This window comes from Sphingobium yanoikuyae, assembly GCF_034424525.1.
In the GTDB taxonomy this organism is placed as follows: domain Bacteria; phylum Pseudomonadota; class Alphaproteobacteria; order Sphingomonadales; family Sphingomonadaceae; genus Sphingobium; species Sphingobium yanoikuyae.
Genome location: NZ_CP139979.1, coordinates 98,467 through 117,891, shown reverse-complemented (window position 1 = coordinate 117,891; position 19,425 = coordinate 98,467). Strand labels below are relative to the sequence as shown.

Annotated in this window: 19 protein-coding genes; 8 read left to right on the top strand and 11 right to left on the bottom strand. The window is 65.5% G+C overall.

The window, feature by feature from the left end; genetic code table 11:
- Positions 1-29: 29 nt before the first annotated feature.
- Positions 30-512 (bottom strand): winged helix-turn-helix transcriptional regulator, encoded by a 483-nt coding sequence (locus U0025_RS00575; RefSeq protein WP_004210475.1) that lies wholly within the window; start codon positions 510-512, stop codon positions 30-32.
- 121 nt (positions 513-633) lie between these two features.
- On the opposite strand from U0025_RS00575, the gene U0025_RS00570 reads away from it, so the two are divergent.
- Positions 634-2,739 carry a RelA/SpoT family protein gene (locus tag U0025_RS00570; protein WP_004210474.1) on the top strand — a complete coding sequence of 702 codons (2,106 nt, stop codon included), beginning with the start codon at positions 634-636 and terminating at the stop codon, positions 2,737-2,739.
- 67 nt (positions 2,740-2,806) lie between these two features.
- Here the strand turns inward: U0025_RS00570 and U0025_RS00565 are convergent, their stop codons facing one another.
- A complete protein-coding gene (locus U0025_RS00565; RefSeq protein WP_037490974.1) occupies positions 2,807-3,196 on the bottom strand; it encodes a hypothetical protein in 390 nt (129 codons plus the stop codon).
- 373 nt (positions 3,197-3,569) lie between these two features.
- Between U0025_RS00565 and rplJ the strand changes: the two genes are divergently transcribed.
- The 3 genes from rplJ (at position 3,570) to U0025_RS00550 (ending at position 6,123) form a co-directional block, all read left to right on the top strand.
- Positions 3,570-4,085, top strand: a complete 516-nt coding sequence (rplJ, locus tag U0025_RS00560; protein ID WP_004210472.1) for a 50S ribosomal protein L10 — start codon at positions 3,570-3,572, stop codon at positions 4,083-4,085.
- Positions 4,086-4,157: 72 nt separating this feature from the next.
- The gene (rplL, locus tag U0025_RS00555; protein ID WP_004210471.1) at positions 4,158-4,532 is read left to right on the top strand and encodes a 50S ribosomal protein L7/L12; all 375 of its coding nucleotides are present in this window, start codon (positions 4,158-4,160) and stop codon (positions 4,530-4,532) included.
- A 169-nt stretch (positions 4,533-4,701) separates the two neighbouring features.
- Positions 4,702-6,123 carry a carboxylesterase/lipase family protein gene (locus U0025_RS00550; RefSeq protein ID WP_004210469.1) on the top strand — a complete coding sequence of 474 codons (1,422 nt, stop codon included), beginning with the start codon at positions 4,702-4,704 and terminating at the stop codon, positions 6,121-6,123.
- A 15-nt stretch (positions 6,124-6,138) separates the two neighbouring features.
- Here U0025_RS00550 and U0025_RS00545 read toward each other — a convergent pair whose 3' ends face one another.
- Positions 6,139-7,578: a porin gene (locus U0025_RS00545; RefSeq protein ID WP_004210468.1), complete on the bottom strand. Its 1,440-nt coding sequence runs from the start codon at positions 7,576-7,578 to the stop codon at positions 6,139-6,141.
- Between the two features lie 143 nt (positions 7,579-7,721).
- Here U0025_RS00545 and U0025_RS00540 point away from each other — a divergent pair, with 143 nt between their 5' ends.
- Positions 7,722-9,230: an ABC transporter substrate-binding protein gene (locus tag U0025_RS00540; RefSeq protein WP_004210467.1), complete on the top strand. Its 1,509-nt coding sequence runs from the start codon at positions 7,722-7,724 to the stop codon at positions 9,228-9,230.
- Positions 9,231-9,295: 65 nt separating this feature from the next.
- Positions 9,296-9,718: a DUF4112 domain-containing protein gene (locus U0025_RS00535; RefSeq protein ID WP_004210466.1), complete on the top strand. Its 423-nt coding sequence runs from the start codon at positions 9,296-9,298 to the stop codon at positions 9,716-9,718.
- Between the two features lie 142 nt (positions 9,719-9,860).
- Here the strand turns inward: U0025_RS00535 and U0025_RS00530 are convergent, their stop codons facing one another.
- From U0025_RS00530 to U0025_RS00495, 8 genes are read right to left on the bottom strand one after another with little or no spacing between them, the layout of a single operon-like run.
- Positions 9,861-10,568: a ribonuclease T2 family protein gene (locus tag U0025_RS00530; protein WP_004210465.1), complete on the bottom strand. Its 708-nt coding sequence runs from the start codon at positions 10,566-10,568 to the stop codon at positions 9,861-9,863.
- The gene (nadC, locus tag U0025_RS00525; protein ID WP_004210463.1) at positions 10,561-11,424 is read right to left on the bottom strand and encodes a carboxylating nicotinate-nucleotide diphosphorylase; all 864 of its coding nucleotides are present in this window, start codon (positions 11,422-11,424) and stop codon (positions 10,561-10,563) included. Before nadC ends, U0025_RS00530 begins: the two co-directional genes overlap by 8 nt.
- Positions 11,409-11,687 carry a hypothetical protein gene (locus U0025_RS00520; RefSeq protein WP_004210462.1) on the bottom strand — a complete coding sequence of 93 codons (279 nt, stop codon included), beginning with the start codon at positions 11,685-11,687 and terminating at the stop codon, positions 11,409-11,411. Before U0025_RS00520 ends, nadC begins: the two co-directional genes overlap by 16 nt.
- Positions 11,688-11,699: 12 nt before the next feature.
- Positions 11,700-13,826, bottom strand: a complete 2,127-nt coding sequence (locus U0025_RS00515; protein ID WP_004210460.1) for a prolyl oligopeptidase family serine peptidase — start codon at positions 13,824-13,826, stop codon at positions 11,700-11,702.
- A 32-nt stretch (positions 13,827-13,858) separates the two neighbouring features.
- A complete protein-coding gene (gene cls, locus U0025_RS00510) occupies positions 13,859-15,274 on the bottom strand; it encodes a cardiolipin synthase (RefSeq protein WP_004210459.1) in 1,416 nt (471 codons plus the stop codon).
- Positions 15,275-15,298: 24 nt separating this feature from the next.
- Positions 15,299-16,285 carry a quinolinate synthase NadA gene (nadA, locus tag U0025_RS00505; protein ID WP_004210458.1) on the bottom strand — a complete coding sequence of 329 codons (987 nt, stop codon included), beginning with the start codon at positions 16,283-16,285 and terminating at the stop codon, positions 15,299-15,301.
- A gap of 31 nt (positions 16,286-16,316) precedes the next feature.
- On the bottom strand, positions 16,317-17,030 hold the full coding sequence (locus tag U0025_RS00500) for a DUF4230 domain-containing protein (RefSeq protein WP_004210456.1): 714 nt from the start codon (positions 17,028-17,030) through the stop codon (positions 16,317-16,319).
- Positions 17,015-17,893, bottom strand: a complete 879-nt coding sequence (locus U0025_RS00495; RefSeq protein ID WP_004210455.1) for an MBL fold metallo-hydrolase — start codon at positions 17,891-17,893, stop codon at positions 17,015-17,017. The genes U0025_RS00500 and U0025_RS00495 overlap by 16 nt, the downstream gene beginning before the upstream one ends.
- 272 nt (positions 17,894-18,165) lie before the next feature.
- On the opposite strand from U0025_RS00495, the gene U0025_RS00490 reads away from it, so the two are divergent.
- Together U0025_RS00490 and U0025_RS00485 are read left to right on the top strand one after the other, a co-directional pair.
- The gene (locus U0025_RS00490) at positions 18,166-19,056 is read left to right on the top strand and encodes a tyrosine recombinase XerC (RefSeq protein WP_004210453.1); all 891 of its coding nucleotides are present in this window, start codon (positions 18,166-18,168) and stop codon (positions 19,054-19,056) included.
- A gap of 74 nt (positions 19,057-19,130) precedes the next feature.
- Entirely contained in the window at positions 19,131-19,424 is a 294-nt protein-coding gene (locus tag U0025_RS00485) for a hypothetical protein (protein WP_004210452.1), read from the top strand.
- Position 19,425 lies beyond the last annotated feature (1 nt).

The window sequence follows — 19,425 nt, the reverse complement described above, 5'->3', positions numbered from 1 at the left end:
CATGGTGAAGCCGCCCCGTCCGTCCGGTATCAGGCCGCCGCAGCCGGCTCTTGCGCCATCGGGGTCACTTCGTCGCGGCACAGCCAGACCAGATCGCTCAGGTCCAGCGTGCGGCCGTCATGCGCCTGGATCGCGATCGCACGGATCGGCATGCCATCGCGCTTGTCCGCCAGCACCTGGCAGAAGGGCGGCGCGCTGCCCCATTTCTCGCCCCACTGGCGCAGCGCAATCATCGCAGGGGCCAGTTCCTGCCCCTTTTCCGTCAGCCGATATTCGACCTTGCGCCGGTCGCACTGCATCGGCTGGCGCAGCATGATGCCATTTTCGACGAGCCGCGCGAGGCGGTTGGCCAGGATGTTGCGGGCGATGCCCAGCGTCGACTGGAACTCCTCGAAATGGCGAATGCCCGACAGGGCGCCGCGCAGGATCAGGAAGGACCAGCGCTCACCCATCGCCTCCAGCGCGGCGGGAAGGGCGCATTGTTCCAGGTCCTGGGCAAGATTATGTTTCATGATCCCGATCTAATAGCGCAAAGCGGCGACCGTTGCAAAAGTTGCACAAAGGCAACCCAAATCACACAGATCGGGATTTTTTTGTTGCGCTGCAAGGCGCTTCCCACACAATCGGGAAACGATGCTACGTCAATATGAACTTGTCGAACGGGTAAAGCGCTACGATCCGGATGCGGATGAAGCGATGATCAACCGCGCTTATGTCTTCTCCGTCCAGAAGCATGGCAGCCAGAAGCGCGCCAGCGGTGACCCCTATTTCAGCCATCCGATCGAGGTCGCGGGTATCCTGACCGACTTCTATCTGGACGACCAGACGATCGTGACGGCGCTGCTGCACGACACGATCGAGGATACGCTGGTCACCTATGACGAGATCGAGGAGGCGTTCGGCAAGGATGTCGCCCGCATGGTCGATGGCGTGACCAAGCTCTCCAAGATCGAGGCCATGTCCGAAAATGAGCGGGCGGCCGAAAATCTGCGCAAGTTCCTGCTCGCCATGTCGGACGATATCCGCGTGCTGCTGGTGAAGCTGGCCGACCGGCTGCACAATATGCGCACGCTGCACTTCATCAAGAATGAACAGAAGCGCCGCCGCATCGCCAAGGAGACGATGGACATCTATGCCCCGCTGGCGGAGCGGATCGGCATGTATGACTTCATGCGCGAGATGCAGCTTCTCTCGTTCCGCGTGCTGGAACCCGAAGCCTATGACAGCATCACCAAGCGGCTGGAGCAGCTGAAGGAAGGCGGCCATGACAAGGTCGACCGGATCGGCGCGGAGCTGCAATTGCTGTTGGGCGGCCATAATCTGTCCGTCACCGTGTCGGGCCGCGAAAAGCATCCCTATTCCATCTGGAAGAAGATGCAGGAACGGCACATCAGCTTTGAACAGCTGACCGACGTCATGGCCTTCCGCGTCATCACCGAGACGACCGAGGATTGCTATCGCGCGCTCGGCGTCATCCACCAGACCTTCAAGATGGTGCCGGGCCGGTTCAAGGATTATATCTCCACCCCCAAGCGCAACGGCTATCGCTCGCTGCACACCACGGTCATCCATCAGGAAAATGCCCGTATCGAGGTGCAGATCCGCAGCCGCGACATGCATAATGACGCCGAACTCGGCCTTGCGGCGCACTGGGCCTACAAGCAGAAGGGCGACGCCACCGACCAGAATGCGGCCTGGCTGCGCGACCTGGTCGAGATCCTGGAACAGAGCCAGGATGCCGACGAGCTGCTCGAACATACCCGCATGGCGATGTACCAGGATCGCATCTTCGCCTTCTCGCCCAAGGGGGAGCTGCACCAGTTGCCCAAGGGATCGACCCCGGTCGATTTCGCCTATGCCGTCCACACCTCGCTCGGCAACCAGACCGTCGGGGCGAAGGTGAATGGCCGGGTGGTGCCGCTCCGCACTTCCCTTGAGAATGGCGATCAGGTCGAAATCCTGAAATCGGCCGGCCAGGAACCCCAGCCCGGCTGGCTCAGCTTCGCCATCACCGGCAAGGCGCGCGCCGCCATTCGCCGCTTCATCCGCCAGAAGCAGCGCGGCGAGGAAGTGGCGCTGGGCGAAAAACTCTATGAGGAAATCATCGGCCGCTTCTCGCCCGAACTGGCGAGCGAACTGGGCGACAAGGCGCTCAATGCCGCGCTCAAGCGATTGAAGCTGGAGGATCGTGCTTCGCTGATGGTGGCGATCGCCACCCATCGCCTGCTCGATTCCGAAGTGATGGAGGCGCTGATCCCCGGCTCCACCAGCGGCCAGGAACTGGAAGAAGCCCATCCGCGCCAGCATGCCCCGGTCTCGATCCGCGGCCTGACGCCGGGCATCGCCTACAAGCTGAGCGAATGCTGCCACCCGGTGCCGGGCGACCGCATCGTCGGCATCCGCCGCACCGGCGAGCCGATCGAGGTCCATACCATCGATTGCCGCACGCTGGAGGCGGGCCAGGACGACGACTGGGTCGATTTGAGCTGGGACAGCAAGTCCAAGGGCGGCACCGCCCGGCTGCAGGTCATCGTCAAGAACCAGCCCGGCGCCCTCGCCGCGGTCGCCAATGTGTTCGGCGCGACCAAGGCGAACATCCTCAACCTGCAACTGGTCAATCGCGAAGGCCCCTTCCACACCGACATCATCGACCTGGAAGTGGCCGACGCCCAGCATCTGAGCCGCATCGTCTCCGCACTCCGCGCGCTCGACACGGTGGTGCAGGCGGATCGGGTCTAGGACAGAAGCAGCGGTGGGGGACGGCGTCCTCCACCGCCAACCGCCGCATTATGCCGGGATCGATACGCTACAATATGTAGCATTGGCGAAATTCACACCAAAAGCTCTCGGCCAATTCCCGCTCATGCGACAAAATCCGCTGCTCGCGGCTCATGGCAAAATAGCTGGGCGGAACTTGCTCCGCCGACCAATTGCGTTCGGACAGCCGCTCTGCCGCGGCACGCAATTCAGTGGGGCAGGCATATCCCAGCGCGTTGACCTCACGATCATCAAGCGGACGCCAGTTCTTCACCTTGCGAACGACCGGTGCCATGCAATCATGCCAGGCAATTATAGCGATCAGCGATGCCCGCTCATCCGGCGGCATATCCGTTAAATCCTCGGGCTCGGCATAACCGGCACTGCCCAACATCGTGCAGCAGAATGCGCTAAGCGCCACATTTACCCAAAAATGCATGACTTGGTCATGCTATAGCGCGTCCAACGAAGGCACAATGCCGTTGCGCAATCGCAACCGTTCCTCGCTCCAGATTCCGCGTGACAGCATGGCCCAAAATCTGTAAGGGCGCCCCAGCAGACCCGTGGCTCATGCCATTGGTCTTCCGTCCGAGACAGTTGGTGAAGGGAATTTGCCCTTCTTAATCTCCAGCCTAGACGGGGAAAAGTTCTTTACCGGACGGGCCATGCGCCCGATTCGGGTCTGCCTGTCTTCCTTCTCGAGGATATGGGCCAGTCGACCTCTCCCCTTCGGACTTAACTGCCCCATGGCTTGCCATGGGTTTTAGCCGTTCGCGTGGCGCAAGCGACGCGAACATGAAGTGGAGAATGGCATGGATCGTAATCAGAAATCTGAGATCGTCTCCGCGCTGAACGCTCAGCTGGCAGAAGTTGGTGTGGTCGTCGTGACCCGCAACCTCGGCATGACCGTCGCTCAGTCGACCGTCCTGCGCCAGAAGATGCGCGACGCCGGTGCGTCCTACAAGGTTACGAAGAACCGCCTCGTCAAGATCGCCCTCGAAGGCACCGACTATACCGGCATCAGCGACCTGCTGACCGGCCCCGTCGGCCTCGCCTCCTCGGTCGATCCGGTTGCAGCCGCCAAGGTTGCAGTCGATTTCGCGAAGACCAACGACAAGCTTGAGATCGTTGGCGGCGCGATGGGCGAAGTGCTGCTCGATGCGGAGGGCGTCAAGGCCCTGGCATCGATGCCGTCGCTGGATGAACTGCGTGCGAAGCTGGTCGGCCTTCTGGTCGCCCCGGCTACCAAGCTCGCAACCGTCACCCAGGCACCGGCTGCGCAGCTTGCGCGCGTCTTCAACGCCTATGCGGAGAAGGAAGCGGCCTGAGCCGCCCCTCATCCTCATTAACTTTTGAACCTCATTTGTTCGGGGCGATCGCCCCTTAGAAGGAATTGAAAAATGGCAGACATCAACGCTCTGGTCGATCAGCTCTCGGCCCTCACCGTCCTCGAAGCCGCTGAGCTGTCGAAGGCTCTGGAAGAAAAGTGGGGCGTTTCGGCCGCCGCTGCTGTCGCTGTGGCCGCTCCGGCTGCTGGCGGCGCCGCTCCGGCTGCTGAAGAGCAGACCGAATTCGACGTGATCCTGACCGGCGACGGTGGCAAGAAGATCAACGTCATCAAGGAAGTCCGCGCCATCACCGGCCTGGGCCTGACCGAAGCCAAGGCTCTGGTCGAAGGCGCCCCGAAGGCTGTCAAGGAAGGCGCCAGCAAGGACGAAGCCGAAAAGCTGAAGAAGCAGCTGGAAGAAGCCGGCGCGACCGTCGAGCTGAAGTAAGCTGTTGCGGCCTTGCTTCGGCAAGGCCCGGCTTCCTGGCTCCGGCCAGAGAAATAGGGGGTGGTGCCTTCGGGCGCCGCCCCTTTTTCTTTGTCCGATCAAGCGGATTGATTTCCGCGCCATATTTGCCTCTATTCCTGCCCACAGAATGGAATGGAGGATGCAGGCGATGCGGCGGACCACTATCATCGGGCTGGGCGCTCTGCTGCTCGGCACCAGCACCCTTGGCACAGCGCCCCTCGCCGCCCGCTCCCCCACGCCCCAGCCGCAGATGGTCCAGACCGAAGCGGGAATCGTCCATGGCGCGCTCGACGCCGGGGTGGAAAGCTGGAAGGGTATTCCCTTCGCCGCGCCGCCGGTCGGTGACCTGCGCTGGCGCATGCCCCAGCCCTCGGCCCGCTGGCAGGGCGTGCGCGAAGCCACCGCCTATCGCAACGACTGCATGCAGCGCCCCTTCCCCAGCGACGCCGCGCCGCTCGGCACCCCGCCGGCCGAGGACTGCCTCTACGCCAATGTCTGGAAGCCCGCCGGCGCCACCGCCAAGCTGCCGGTCCTGTTCTGGATCTATGGCGGCGGCTTCGTGAATGGCGGATCGTCGCCGCCCACCTATTCGGGCGCGGCGCTGGCGAAGCAGGGGCTGATGGTGGTCAGCTTCAACTATCGGCTCGGCCGTTTCGGCACCTTCGCTCACCCCGCCCTTGCCGCCGCGAACGAGGACAAGGGCCTCGCCGGCAATTACGGCCTGATGGATCAGGTCGCCGCGCTGCAATGGGTGAAGCGGAACATCGCCCGTTTCGGCGGCGATCCCGCCAATATCACTATCATCGGCGAAAGCGCTGGCGGCATGTCGGTCCATGCGCTGCTGACCTCGCCTTTGTCGCAGGGCCTGTTCCAGCGCGCGGTCATCATGTCGGGCGGCGACGGCCAGATGATGGGGCCAAAGGATGGCAGCGCCGCCACGATCGGCGAAGCCTTTGCCGCGACCAAGGGGATCAAGGGCAGCGATGCCGCCGCGCTCAAGGGGCTGCGCGCCCTCCCCGCCGATCAGGTGATCGACGGCCTCAACCTGGAAGGCATGTTCAAGGGCCAGCTTGGCCCCTACAGCCCGCCCTTCCCCGACGGGAAGATCGCGGTCAATCCCGCCGCCGCCTATGCCAGCGGCAACTTTGCCCATGTGCCGGTGATGGTCGGCGCAACCGGCGCCGACATTGGTGGTCCCACGGGTTTCATGGTCGGCGGCGCCCGCACCGTCGCCGCAACCCTCGCAGCGGCGAAGTTGCCGGTCTATGCCTATCGCTTCGACTATGTCGCCACCTCGGTGGGGAAGCCTGGCGCCGGCCATGCCACCGACATCCCCTATTTCTTCGACACCCAGGCGATCAAATATGGTGCCGCGACCACGGCACGCGACAATGCGATGGGCCGCACCATCAGCGCCTATATCGTCAATTTCGCGCGCAGCGGCGATCCGAACGGCACCGGCCTCGCCGCCTGGCCCCGCTATGATGCGAGCGAGGACCGGATCATGTTGTTCAACCCCGACGGCAAGGCCGCAGCGCAGAAGGATCCGCTACCGCCGGTCACGCCCTGACAGGGGCATGGCCGGTCAGTAGTTCCACTGCACCTGGGTGCGGATCAGATTGCCTTCCGCCCGGCCGGTGCGGCGTTCGTCGGCTTCGGCGCGCTTCATCCGGGCATAGGCGAAGGTGAATTCCAGCGCCTTCCACGGCTGCCATTCCACACCCAGTTCGAACTCGTCGGTTTCCAGCCGCGGCGCGTTGGTGCCGGCCTTCCACCCGCCGCGATAATGCTGCCAGCGGGCATAGGGCATCAGCGCGCCGATCGTCTCGGTCGGCAGGCGATACATCATCTGGACATAGCCGCCGCTCAGATTCTTGGTCTCGATCGACTGGCTGGCGACGTCATATTCCGGTCCCTTGCCCCAATTCCATTCGGCCTGGATGCCGAAGGGCTGGGGATAGAGAATGGCGTGCAGGCCGACGCGATCATCGTCATAGGCGATCGTGCTGACGCCGCCGCTGCGCAGTTCGGGCTGCACATCGTTCATCATCGCCGATCCGCCGATTTCCAGCACCTGCCCCTCAAAGGCGCCGCCCAGCCCGTCCAGCTCGAACGGCCAGGTCGCGAAGGCGACCTTCATCAGCCCGCGATTCTGCTCGGTCCGGTTGGTGCCCTGCCCGTTGAAGACGCCCAGACCGAACGCGCCATAATTGCCGAACAGCTTCTGCCCGTCATGCCCCAGCCGGTCCCAGATCTGCTGCACCGATGTCGGCGTATAATAGCCGACAATACCCAGATCGCGCTCGCTCGGCACCGCGCTGTTGATCGCATCGCTGCGGTCCAGCGTCAGCCGGTTGGACGAGGATTGCATATTCTCCCAGCCGAACGGCACCTTCGACTGACCGAAGCGCACACGCCAATTCTTGTCCTTGTCGAGGAAGACGTCAGCATAGGCATCGCGCAGCTGGACGAAGCCCTCGCGCCGCTCGCTGCCCGCCTGGTTGTTCACCGCCGACGCGAAATCGGACTGGAGATAGAGCGACACCCGGTCCGACACATCGCCCTGCAGCACCAGCCGCGCCCGACGCAGCGAGAAGCCACCGCGATCCGAGATCGAACTGTCATGGGGGGAACGGAGCCGGGACTCGCCCGCCGGCGCCGTGTCGTCGCCCGACAGGAAGGCGTTGTAGCGCATCTGGGTATAGCCGCGCAGCGACAGCTTCTCATACCAGGCCTTGGACTTGGACGGGGTCGCCGACACCGGGACGGCCGCCGGCGCGGGCGGCGCAGCGGCGAGCGTCACAGGCGCGACAGGCGCCGCAGCGGCGTCCACCGCGGGCGCTGGCGCTGCTGCCACCGGCTGCGTGCCCTTGTTGGCGGCCAGTGCGGCGGTCAGCGCCTGCACCTGCGCCTTGAGTTCGTCGATCTGGCGCTGCAAGGCCGCATTATCCTGCGCCTGTGCCGGCGTGGAGATCATCAGCGTCGCCAGCGCAGTGCCGGCGGCCAGTCGCAATCGGAGCGTCATTCCTGTCCATTCCCCTGTTTCGGGGACGCCAGTATGAATCTTATGTTACATCGCAGCGTCTTTCAGATGTCGATTTTGTGACATTGGCAAAAGCGCCGATCGCGGTTGGCGGCGGCGCCCCATCGGGCTAAGCCCGTTCCCGCATGTTCGCCGTCCCGCCCCGCCTGCGCCGCCTGTCGCGCCGCGCCGCCCTGATCGCCGGGGCCAGCCTCGCCCTCGCGCTCGGCAGCTGCTCCGACGAAGGCAGCGGCCCGGTGGTGGTCAGCGTCATCGGCAGCCGCACCGAACTTGCCAAGCCCTTGCAGAACCTGCCCAAGCCGGCCGCCAAGCTGATCCTGGAGGCCACCGCCCAGGGGCTGGTCGCCTTCGATGCAGGCGGCGACATCTTGCCGGCCCTCGCCCAGCGCTGGGTCGTGGAGGATGATGGGCGCAGCTATATTTTCCGCCTGCGCCGCGCCTTCTGGGCCAATGGCGCCCGCGTCACCGCGCCCGATGTCGCCCGCATGCTGATGGCGCGGATCGAGATGCTGCGTCAGCTCGACCCCGACGGACCGCTCGACGCGGTGCAGGCGGTCGTGCCGATGACCGGCGAGGTGATCGAGATTCGCATGGCCGCCGCCCGCCCCTATGTGCTGCAGATGCTGGCCCAGCCGCAAATGGCGGTACTGTCGCGCGACGGCGGCACCGGCCCCTATCGCAGCGTCTGGCGCAACGGCGCGGCGATGCTCGCCCCGGTCGATCGCCTCAGTGGCGACGATGCCGACAGCGATGAGGAGGAAGCCGGCGTCCCCGCCTGGCAGACCCGCGTGCTGCGCGCCGAGCGGGCGTCGCTCGCCATCATCCGCTTCCGCGAGAAACAGTCGGCGCTGGTGCTGGGCGGCCGCTATGCCGACCTGCCCCTGCTGGTGCCCGCCGGCATCGATCGCGACGCCGTGCGGATGGACCCGGTGCAGGGGCTGCTGGGCCTTGCCGTCACCGGCAAGGGCGATCTGCTCGACGATGACGGCGTGCGCGCCGCGATCAACATGGCGGTCGATCGCAACCAGTTGCTGCAGATGTTCCCGCTGGGCGGCTGGGCGATCAGCGAGCAGTTGCTGCCCGGCCAGCTCGACCTGCCGGTGGCGCCGCCCGCGCCCGCCTGGGTCGGGCAGGCGATGGATGATCGCCGGGCACAAGGCCGGGCCATCATCGACCGCTGGCGCGATACCCATGGCGATCCGCCGCCACTGCGCATCGCCCTGCCCGCCGGCCCCGGCTCGACCCTGTTGTTCGGCCTGCTGGCGCGCGATCTGGGTGCCATCGGCCTTGCTACAGAGCGGGTCGACCTGGCCGAAAAGGCGGACCTGTCGCTAATCGACGAGGTCGCCGCCTATGACAGCGCGCTCTGGTATCTCGGCCGCATCGGCTGTGCCCGCAAGATTCACTGCAGCCCGGAGGGCGAAGCCGCGCTGCAGGCCGCCAGCCTCGCCAGCACGGCGGAGGAGCGCGCCGCCCGCGTCGCCCAGGCGGTGGGCCTGATTCAGGCCCATAATGGCTATATTCCACTCGGCGCACCGATCCGCTGGTCGCTGGTGTCAAAACGGCTCAGCGGCTTTCTGCCCTCGCCGCGTGGCCGCCACCCATTGAACCATCTCTTCCGCAGCACCAACTAAGGGTCTGCGCCCTTTTTGCCGCGCCGGACGTTATCCGGCAGCACAGGGCTTTGGAGAGTGATGGAATGCCCGTTTCGGCCAAGCAGTTCGATGACCTTGTTCGTGACATGCCCGGCTTCGGCCGCGACCCCGCCTCGATCCGTCGCCGGATCGAGATGATGGAGGCCGTGCTGGAGGGGCTGTTCGTCATTCCCGGCACGAAGCGCCGGGTCGGCATGGACAGCCTGATCGGTCTCGTTCCCATCGTCGGCGACATCGCGACCGCCGCCATGGGCGCCTGGATCGTGTGGGAAGCCCGCAATCTCGGCCTGTCGAAATGGCAGCTCACCCGCATGGCCGCCAATGTCGGCGTCGACACGCTGGTCGGCGCCATTCCCTTTGCCGGCGACATCTTCGACTTTCTCTACAAGTCGAACACGAAGAATCTGCGCATCATCCGCAAGCATCTCGATCGCCACCATCCCTCGACGGTGACGATCGACGGCTGACATGCACCATCGTTGATCCTCCCCTGCCAGGGGAGGGGGACCGGCAAAGCCGGTGGAGGGGTGTCCCGCTCTCGATGAAGCGCTGCCTCTCCGCCTGACCCGCGATCATTGCCCTTTCCACGCGGGAAAGGGCGCCTGGGTCTCAGCCCTTCGGCTCGATCCGCAACTGCGCCCGGTCGCGCACGCCGCCCTGCTGCGGCGGGCAGGCCATGTAGCGAAATTTGCGGTCCATGCAGATCCACACTTCGCTCAGCGCGCCGTCGCGGTTGACGTTCAGGCGGATGCCATCGGCGACCATGCCCTTGTTCTCCGCCGCGAACGCCTTGGCGAAATCCTGCGCCGACAGGGTCGGCCGCGCGGCCAGCGCCGCCATGTCGGGATAGCGCAGCGCCTGATAGAGCTTGCGCGACAGGGCGAAGAATTTGGTCGGCGTGGTCGGCATGCAGGTGCCATGCTTGACCCATTCATGCTGGATCAGCTGCACCGACGGCGTCGAACAGAGATGCTCGCGGATTACCTTGCGCGGCAACGGCGCGGCCGGCTTGCAATATTGCGGCCATTCCTTGCCATAGCCGTCGGGCCACAGGCCATGCAGGGTGAAGCCGAAATCATTGCCCGACCCGCACTGGAAGGCATCGCGGGCGCCGCCGCGCGATGTCTTGCAATATTGCGGGCTCCAACTCACGGCTAGCGTGTAATAGCCGATCGGCAGCACGCGCTTGGGCTCGTCGGCGCTCGGCCCTTCCACCTGCGGGCGGGCGATGATCTCGGGCAGGCGGCACTGATTGGCCTGGGCATGGGCGATGCCGGGCAGCAGCAGGGCGATCAGGGGCAGCAGATATTTACGCATGGGAAAAATCCAGTCCGATGTCGGCGGCAGGGGCAGATTGGGTGAGGCGGCCGACGCTGATATAGGTGACGCCGGTCTCCGCCTTGGCGCGGATCGTGTCGTGCGTCACGCCGCCCGATGCTTCGGTCGGCACCCGTCCGCCGACCAGGGTGACGGCGCCGCGCAGTGTGGCTGCATCCATATTGTCGAGCAGCAAATGGGTCGCCCCGGCGGCCAGCGCCGGCTCGATCTGGTCGACCCGGTCGACCTCGACGATGATATTGGCAATGCCGGCGGCAACCGCACGGCGCGCCGCTTCCTCGACCGACCCGGCGACCGCGACATGATTGTCCTTGATCATCGCCGCATCCCACAGGCCCATTCGATGATTGGTCGCGCCGCCCATGCGGGTGGCATATTTCTCCAGCCGGCGCAGGCCGGGGATCGTCTTGCGCGTGTCCAGCAAGGTCGCGCCCGTGCCCAGGATCGCGTCGACATAGGCGCGGGTCATGGTGGCGATGCCGGTCAGATGCTGCACTGTGTTGAGCGCCGACCGCTCGGCCGTCAGCAGCGCGCGCGCCTTGCCCCGGATGCGCATGATGTCGGTCCCCGCCGCCACCCGGTCGCCATCCTGATGCAGCAGCGCGATCTCGACATCGGGATCGAGCGCGCGGAAGAAGGCAACCGCGATCGGCAGGCCGGCGAGCGTCACCGCGTCGCGGCTGTCCATCACGCCGTCGAAGATCGCATCGGCCGGGATCACCGCCTCGCTGGTGACGTCGCGGCCATCCGGCCCCAGATCCTCCGCCAGCGTCGAAGCGACAAAGGCGTCGAGATCGAACCCCTCCAGGGTAAAGCTATTCATTCTGTGTACCATGTTGCGCCGCCACCTTGGGACTTGGGAAGTTTCTTGATCTCACGGATGGTCTCTACGAATATCCGTGCGTCAGCCATTCGCTCTGGCTTGCCACGCCATTGAAAGCTTCGCTCTCCACGCAGCATCTGGACGACTTTCATCTCGGCATCATCGGGATCATCGGCTTCCAACCATCGCGTGGTGTTGAAACCGCACATGCCTTTCTTGCCTATCAGTTCAGCCGGAAAATGCGCTCCTCTGATCGAGCATTCATAATAGGGCATGGCCGCCCCCGCTCACTTCTTTTTCTCCACCAGTTCTCGGGTCAGGAAGGCGTGCAGCAGTGCCGCGCGCACCGCATCCTCGGCATGGTCTGCGCCGACCGAATGGCCGCCCTCGCGATATTCATGATAATAGACCGTGCTGCCGGTCGCCTTCAGCTTCGCCGCCATCTTGCGCGCATGGCCCGGATGCACCCGGTCATCCTTGGTCGACAGGTAGAAGAAGGCGGGCGGATACTGCACCCCGGTCCTCACATTCTGATAGGGCGACCATTTGCGCATGAACGCCCAGTCCGACGGCACATCGGGATCGCCATATTCCGCCACCCAGGACGCGCCGGCCGACAGATGCGAATAGCGCTTCATATCCTCCAGCGGCGATCCCGCGATCACCGCGCCATAGAGGTCGGGCCGCTGGGTCATCGCCGCGCCCACCAGCACGCCGCCGTTGGAGCGGCCGGAAATGCCGATATCGCCCTTGGTCGACACGCCGGTCTTGACCAGATCCTCGGCCACCGCCGCCAGATCGTCGAACGCATTCTGGCGCTTCTCGCGCAGCGCATCCTGATGCCAGGCCGGGCCATATTCGCTGCCGCCCCGGATATTGGCGAGGACATAGGCATTGCCATCCTCGACCCAGAACAGGCCCAGCGGCCCGGCGCGATAGGGTTCGGTAGTGAGATAGGTCGGCGTCTGCGCCGCGCGGAACCCGCCATAGGCATGGATGAAGGCCGGCACCGGTCCCGTCACGCCCTTCTTGCGCGCCAGGAAATAGGGGATCTTCGTCCCGTCCTTCGACGTGGCGAAGCGCTGCTCCACCACGAACTGGCTGGCGTCGAAGCGCGCGGGCAGTTGCTGGACCGTGCGCGCCGGCCCCTGCGCTCCTGCCACCATCAGGCTCGGCGGGGTCAGCATCCCCTCGACCGAAGCGAAGACCCGGTCGCCCTTGTCGTCGGTGCCGACCAGATGGACCGTCGCCTTGTCGGCCAGCGGCACCGAACGGCTGGTCCAGCGGCCGGTGGCGGCGTCGCGGGTCATCGCCAGCAGCGCGCCCGACACATTGTCGAGCTGCTTCACCCACAGGATATTGTCGGTGGTGCGCACTTCCTCGACCACGGTGGTCGCGGTCGGCTTCAGCACCACCTGCGGCGCCCCCGCCTTGCCCGCCGCCACATCGGCGATCGGCCAGGACACCAGCGATCCGGTCGGAATATCGCCCAGCGGCTTGTTCAGCAGCACGATCATCTGCCCGCCGATCAGGCCGCGGAAATCGGCCGTGTCAGGCACCGGCGTGCGGATCAGCTGGCCGTTCGCACCCTCGATATAGAGGTCGTTGGTGTAGAAGGTCAGCGCCCGGTCGATGAAGACCCAGCGTTTGTCGCCATCCTGCTCGACGCGCGGCCGCACCGAAATGTCGCTGTCGACGCCTTCCTTGACCAGCGTTGCGGCCGATAGCGGCGTACCCCGCTTCCAGCGCTTGACGATGCGCGGATAGCCCGACGCGGTCAGCGATCCCGCGCCATAGTCGGTGCCGACCAGCAACGTGTCCTTGTCGGCCCAGGCGACGTCGCTCTTGGCTTCGGGCAGGGTAAAGCCGCCCTCGACAAACTTGCCGGTGGTCAGGTCATATTCGCGCACGACATCGGCATCGGTGCCGCCCGCGCTCAGCGAGATCAGGCAGCGGCCATAATCGGGCGCCAGGCAGTCGGCGCCATGCCAGACCCAGCTCTTGCCCTCCGCCTTGCCCAGCGCGTCGACGTCGATGATCGTCGTCCAGTTGGGCTTGCCCGCCAGATAGGACACCAGGTCGCTCGACCGCCACAGGCCGCGCGGATTCTTCGCGTCGCGCCACAAATTGGTGACGCGGCTGCCCATCACCTTGTCGGGCACCGCAATCTGGCTTTCATCGTCCAGGATCGCGCGCGCCCGTGCCCGGTCCGCCTCGAACCGCGGACTGGCGCGCAACAGCTTTTCCGTCTCGCCATTCCACTGCTCGACCTGCGCGATCGCCTTGGTGCCCTCGATATCCTCCAGCCAGAGATAGGGATCATCGCCCGTGGCGGGCGCGGCGGCGATCAGGGCAGGAGCGGAAGCGATGGCGATCGCCATCAGGGCGGAACGGAGCGTCAGCTTATGTCTCATGGCCCGATGCGATAGGCGATGATGCGGGGCCGTTACAACAGCGAGCCGACCATCCGCGCGACATTTTCCGCAACCTTGCGATAGAGCGGCCGCGCCCGCCATGTTTCGCGGTCCAGCGTCTCCGCCCGCGCCATGAAACGGCGCTGCACCAGCTCCACCGCCGCCACCGTTTCCGCGTCATAGATGAGCAGGCTCGCCTCCTCGTTCAGCTCGAAACTGCGCATGTCGACATTGGAGGAGCCGACCACCGCCAGCCGACCGTCGATGCTGACCGTCTTGGCATGGACGAATTCGGGCCGATGGGCATGGATGCCGATGCCCGCCGCCATCAGCTCGGCATAATAGGAGGCCTGCGCCGCATGGACCAGCCACTGGTCCACCGGCTTGGACACGATCAGGTCGACCTTCACCCCGCGCACCACCGCCGTGCGCATCGCATCGACCAGGTCATCGTCGGGGATGAAATAGGGCGTCACCAGCATCACATGGCTGCGTGCCTGATGCAGCTGCCACACCAGCAGCGTCTTGAACCCTTCCAGCGGATAATTGGACCCGCTCGGCAGCAATTGCGTCACCGCCTCGCCGGCCGGCTCGGGAATGACCACCGGCCCTTCGGGCAAGCGGTGCGTCTCCATATACCAGTCGGCGCGCACCAGCGCCTCCAGCTCCGCCACCACCGGCCCGGTCACCCGCGCCACCAGTTCCTGGTTGACGATGCCCGGCTTGAAATCGCGCGCGACGATATTCTGCGATCCGACATGGCCGATCACCCCGTCGATCACGAACAGCTTGCGATGGTTGCGCATGTCGCGCCTCGTGCGTCCGCGAATCCAGCGGAACGGCAGGGCGGCGCACAGCTCCACCCCCGCCGCGCGCAGCATCGCCTCCATTCCCTTGCGCCAGGGCCGCGATCCGACCGGATCATAGATGACCTGCACGGTGACGCCGCGCTTGACCGCCGCGCCCAGTGCATCGGCCACCCGTCGCCCCACCGCATCATCGGCAAAGATATAGACGAGGATGCGCACGCTGTGCCGCGCGGCGTTGATGTCCGCCACCAGCCGGTCGATCGCCACGATATAGTCGAAGATCAGATCGACCCGGTTGCCGCCGGTCGCCGGCATCTTGCCGAGCTTTGCGGCGAGGTCGACGATCGGCGCACGATCAGGGTCGGGTGATGGCGCATGGGGCAGCAGCCGCGCGGCAATGCCGCCGAACCAGGGATCAAGCTCGCCGAACCGGGCGCGCCGCCATTCGGGAAAGCGCGGACTGCCGATGATCCAGAAAAGGATCAGCCCCGGCACCGGCAGGAAGAAAATCAGCAGCAGCCAGGCCCGCGTCGCCGCCGGCGTCCGGCGAAAGGGCACGGCGATCAGCGCGCCGATGCGGATCGCCCATTCGAGGCAATAATAGAAAAGGCCGAAGTCGCTGTCGGGGAGGTTGACCATGTGACCGACCTCCCCCGTCTATCCTCAGCGTGCGCCCAGATCGCCCTGGCCGACCGTGCCGCTGGCCATTTCCAGCATCCGGTCCAGGCTCTTCTTGGCGGCGACGCGCAGCGTCTCGTCCATCTCGATGCGCGGGCTCAGGTCGCGCAGCGACAGATAGAGCTTCTCCATCGTGTTGAGCGCCATATAGGGGCAGATATTGCAGTTGCAGTTGCCGTCCGCGCCCGGCGCGCCGATGAAATTCTTGTCCGGCACGCTTTTTTGCATCTGATGGATGATATGCGGTTCGGTGGCGACGATCAGCGTGTCGCCCGGCATCGTCTTGGCAAAGTCCAGGATGCCGCTGGTCGACCCGACATAATCGGCATGGTCGACGATATATGGCGGGCATTCCGGGTGCGCGGCGACCGGCGCCTGCGGATGCTGGGCCTTGAGCTTCAGCAATTCGGTCTCGCTGAACGCCTCATGCACGATGCACACGCCCGGCCACAGCAGCATGTCACGGCCCAGCTTGCGCTTCAGGTAACCACCCAGATGCTTGTCGGGGCCGAAGATGATCTTCTGATCCTTGGGGATCTGCGCCAGGATCTTCTCGGCCGACGACGATGTCACGATGATGTCGGACAGTGCCTTCACCTCGGCCGAACAGTTGATGTAGCTCAGCGCAATATGATCGGGATGTGCCTCGCGGAACGCCTTAAACTGGGCGGGCGGGCAGCTGTCCTCCAGCGAACAGCCGGCGTCCATGTCGGGCAGCACGACGATCTTCTGCGGCGACAGGATCTTCGCCGTTTCGGCCATGAATCGCACGCCACAGAAAGCGATGACATCGGCGTCGGTCTCGGCCGCCTTGCGCGACAGTTCCAGGCTGTCACCGACGAAATCGGACAGATCCTGAATCTCGGGCGACTGGTAATAATGGCCCAGGATGACGGCGTTGCGCTCCTTGCGCAGGCGGTCGATTTCCGCGCGCAGGTCCGTCCCCTGCGGAATTCCAGTGAAAGCGTTCATACCCTGTGACTCCTCGGTCTTACCGGGCGCCCTAGCGGGCCTGTCTCCGGTTTGCCAGTACCTCGTTAACCGACGTGGTCACGTCCCAGCGATCGCGATTGGGGCGTTCCGCCGGAAAAGTGACGATCACCCGCGCATCGCCCTGCCCGGCCGCTGCCAGCGGCGCCGCCATCAGCTTCACCAGCGCGGCCCGGCCATATTCGCGCGCCTGCGCCATCCGCTCGGGCGACCCGGCCGATTTGGCGGCCCGCGCCTGCGCGTAAGCCGATGTGCGACGGCTCAGTTCCTCGCCCGCCTCGCGCGTCACGAACAGGCCGCCGGTGCGCACCAGAGTGCGCTGGCTTTCGTCCACATTGGGCTTGCCGACGGTGACATCGGGCGCATTGACGATCAGGGTGCGGCGCTCCGCATCCCATTCCAGGTCATCCGCGCCGATCGCGCCGACATTGACGAAATAATCGACCGAAAAGGGCATCTTCACCACCTGGTCGGACTTCAGCCAGCCAAAGCCGCGCACATCGCGCGCGCTGCTCTGGATCGTGCCGCTCAGTTCCGAAACCTTCAGGCTGCTGGTGCCGGCAATCTTCTCGGCAATGACCTTGGTCACCGCCGTCCCGTCATCCTCGACGCTCACCACATAGTCGCGATTATAGCGCTGCCAGCCGACCAGCATCGCCCCGCCGACAATCAGGATCAGCAGCGCGACCGCGACCGGCCCGGCATAGCGCTTCAGCGCATCTGCCATCGCCCATCCTCCAGCGGCGCGGCCATGCCCCGGCCATTGAGATCGATCAGGTGCGCCAGCACCGATCGCCCGGCCGCCCCGTAAAGGCGCGGGTCTACGCCCTTGTACATTTCCGCCACCATGTCGGGGATGGCGCTGTCGCCATTGCGCTCCAGGAAGCGCATGATCTGGCCCTCGCGCTGCTTGCGATGGCCCATCATGCCGCGCACCAGCCGCTGCGGATTTTCCACCGGTTCGCCATGGGCCGGATAATAGACGATATCGTCCCGCTCCAGCAGCCGCTGCATCGATCGCATATAGGCGGTCATGTCGCCATCGGGCGGAGAAATGACGCTGGTGGACCAGCCCATCACATGGTCGCCGGTGAACAGCGCCTTGTCCTGCACCAGCGCAAAGCAGAGATGGTTGGACGTATGGCCCGGTGTCGACACCGCCGCCAGCGTCCAGCCGGTGCCGGCCACCGCCTCGCCATCGCCCAGCACCCGGTCGGGCCGATAGTCCGCGTCGAAGGCCGCATCCGCGCGCGGCCCATCGTCGCTCAGCGTCAGCGGCGCACAGCCGATGATCGGCGCGCCGGTCAGCGCGCTCAGCGGCCGTGCCGCCGGGCTATGGTCGCGATGGGTATGGGTGCACAGGATCGCCACCACGCGCCGCCCACCGATCGCCGCGATCAGCGCGTCGAGATGCTCGGCCTCGTCCGGCCCCGGATCGATCACCGCGACATCCGCGCCGCCGACCAGATAGGTCTGGGTGCCGGTATAGGTGAAGGGCGACGGATTGGGCGCCAGCACGCGCGCCACCAGCGGCGACAGCGTCATCAGGATGCCGGTCGGCAAATCGGCCGGATCGAACGGGGTAGCCATGGCTCCCATGTGCCCATTTTCGGGCGGATTTCAAGGGCACGCTGCCATTCCTCCCCGAGCTTGCTCGGGGAGGGGGACCGCCGCCGCAGGCGGTGCTGGAGGGGCGGGCCTCCGCGCCACCTGTCCTACCTCGCCTCCCTCTGCTAGGCTGCCGCCATGCGCAACGCAGCCCCTCCCCGCATCCCCCGCTTCACGCAACAAGATTTCCTACTCTTGTTTCAACCTATCAAAATGTGCGGGAAATATGCGAAGTTAAGCGCGGCATTTCCAACATGACCCCCTCCCTCCCCGAACGCTGGCGCCAGCATCTCAGCCTCGACCGGCGGCGCTCGACCCATACGGTGCGGGCCTATGTCGCCACGGCCGAGCGGCTGGTCGCCTTCCTTGCCGAGCATCAGGGCCAGGCGGTGACCGCCGCCAGCCTCGCCCGGCTGGAGCAGGCGGACCTGCGCGCCTATCTCGCCAGCCGCCGGGTCGATGGCATCGGCAATATCTCCGCAGCGCGCGAATTGTCGGCAGTGCGCGGCTTCCTGAAATTTGTCGGCGGCGCGGAGGCCCGCGTCCCCCAGCTCAAGGGGCCACGGGTCAAGCGCGGCCTGCCACGCCCGATCTCTCCTGACGAGGCGCTGGCGCTGGCCGGCGACATTGCCGAGGGCGCACGAGAGGACTGGATCGGCGCGCGCGACTGGGCGGTGCTGCTGCTGCTCTATGGCGCGGGCCTGCGCATTGGCGAGGCGATGGGGCTGATGGGCGACATATTGCCGCTAGGCGACACGCTGCGCGTCACCGGCAAGCGCGGCAAGACCCGGCTGGTGCCGCTGCTGCCACAGGTCCGCGCCGCGATCGTGTCCTATGCCGACCAATGCCCCTGGTCGCCGGAGCGCGACCAGCCGCTGTTCCGCGGCGCGCGCGGCGGTCCGCTTTCGGCCGCGCTCATTCGCCGGTCGGTGCAGGGCGCGCGCGGGCGCCTCGGCCTGTCGGACCGCACCACGCCCCATGCGCTGCGCCACAGTTTCGCGACCCATCTGCTCGGTCGCGGCGCAGACCTGCGCTCCCTCCAGGAACTGCTCGGCCATGCCAGCCTGACCTCGACCCAGGTCTATACGCAGGTCGATGCCGCCCATCTGCTCGACGTCTATCGCGCCGCCCATCCCCGCGCCTGAAACGGCCATGGATTCGCCGTAATCCTGCGTCAGCCTCGCTGGCAGATCCCCGTTGCGACCGGAGGAACCCCAGGATGCTGCGTCTGTTGATGGCCTTGCAAAGCGTTGGCGGCACCGAGATCCCGCCCGAATTCGACCTTCAGAAGGTGCAGCCCGCGCCCAGTCCCAACGCCATCGTCGTCACCGGTCGCCGCCGCGACGAACGGGTCCAACGCGAGGTCGTCGCCACCAGCGACGAGCCACCGCTCGGCCGCGCAGAGACCACCCTGTTCGGCAAGGTGAAGGGCAATGTCCATGTCGAGAGCCAAGGCATGGGTAACGGCACCACCTCACAGCGGGTGATGGTGGGGATCAAATTGCCCTTCTAAC

Bases quoted from the DNA above. Each gene is read 5' to 3' on its own strand.
- U0025_RS00545 (WP_004210468.1), bottom strand. From the start codon at position 7,578: ATGACGCTCCGATTGCGACTGGCCGCCGGCACTGCGCTGGCGACGCTG.
- U0025_RS00550 (WP_004210469.1), top strand. From the start codon at position 4,702: ATGCGGCGGACCACTATCATCGGGCTGGGCGCTCTGCTGCTCGGCACC.
- cls (WP_004210459.1), bottom strand. From the start codon at position 15,274: ATGGTCAACCTCCCCGACAGCGACTTCGGCCTTTTCTATTATTGCCTC.
- nadC (WP_004210463.1), bottom strand. From the start codon at position 11,424: ATGGTACACAGAATGAATAGCTTTACCCTGGAGGGGTTCGATCTCGAC.
- nadA (WP_004210458.1), bottom strand. From the start codon at position 16,285: ATGAACGCTTTCACTGGAATTCCGCAGGGGACGGACCTGCGCGCGGAA.
- U0025_RS00530 (WP_004210465.1), bottom strand. From the start codon at position 10,568: ATGCGTAAATATCTGCTGCCCCTGATCGCCCTGCTGCTGCCCGGCATC.
- U0025_RS00565 (WP_037490974.1), bottom strand. From the start codon at position 3,196: ATGCATTTTTGGGTAAATGTGGCGCTTAGCGCATTCTGCTGCACGATG.
- U0025_RS00500 (WP_004210456.1), bottom strand. From the start codon at position 17,030: ATGGCAGATGCGCTGAAGCGCTATGCCGGGCCGGTCGCGGTCGCGCTG.
- U0025_RS00490 (WP_004210453.1), top strand. From the start codon at position 18,166: ATGACCCCCTCCCTCCCCGAACGCTGGCGCCAGCATCTCAGCCTCGAC.
- U0025_RS00540 (WP_004210467.1), top strand. From the start codon at position 7,722: ATGTTCGCCGTCCCGCCCCGCCTGCGCCGCCTGTCGCGCCGCGCCGCC.
- U0025_RS00515 (WP_004210460.1), bottom strand. From the start codon at position 13,826: ATGAGACATAAGCTGACGCTCCGTTCCGCCCTGATGGCGATCGCCATC.
- U0025_RS00575 (WP_004210475.1), bottom strand. From the start codon at position 512: ATGAAACATAATCTTGCCCAGGACCTGGAACAATGCGCCCTTCCCGCC.
- U0025_RS00485 (WP_004210452.1), top strand. From the start codon at position 19,131: ATGCTGCGTCTGTTGATGGCCTTGCAAAGCGTTGGCGGCACCGAGATC.
- rplL (WP_004210471.1), top strand. From the start codon at position 4,158: ATGGCAGACATCAACGCTCTGGTCGATCAGCTCTCGGCCCTCACCGTC.
- rplJ (WP_004210472.1), top strand. From the start codon at position 3,570: ATGGATCGTAATCAGAAATCTGAGATCGTCTCCGCGCTGAACGCTCAG.
- U0025_RS00495 (WP_004210455.1), bottom strand. From the start codon at position 17,893: ATGGCTACCCCGTTCGATCCGGCCGATTTGCCGACCGGCATCCTGATG.
- U0025_RS00520 (WP_004210462.1), bottom strand. From the start codon at position 11,687: ATGCCCTATTATGAATGCTCGATCAGAGGAGCGCATTTTCCGGCTGAA.
- U0025_RS00570 (WP_004210474.1), top strand. From the start codon at position 634: ATGCTACGTCAATATGAACTTGTCGAACGGGTAAAGCGCTACGATCCG.
- U0025_RS00535 (WP_004210466.1), top strand. From the start codon at position 9,296: ATGCCCGTTTCGGCCAAGCAGTTCGATGACCTTGTTCGTGACATGCCC.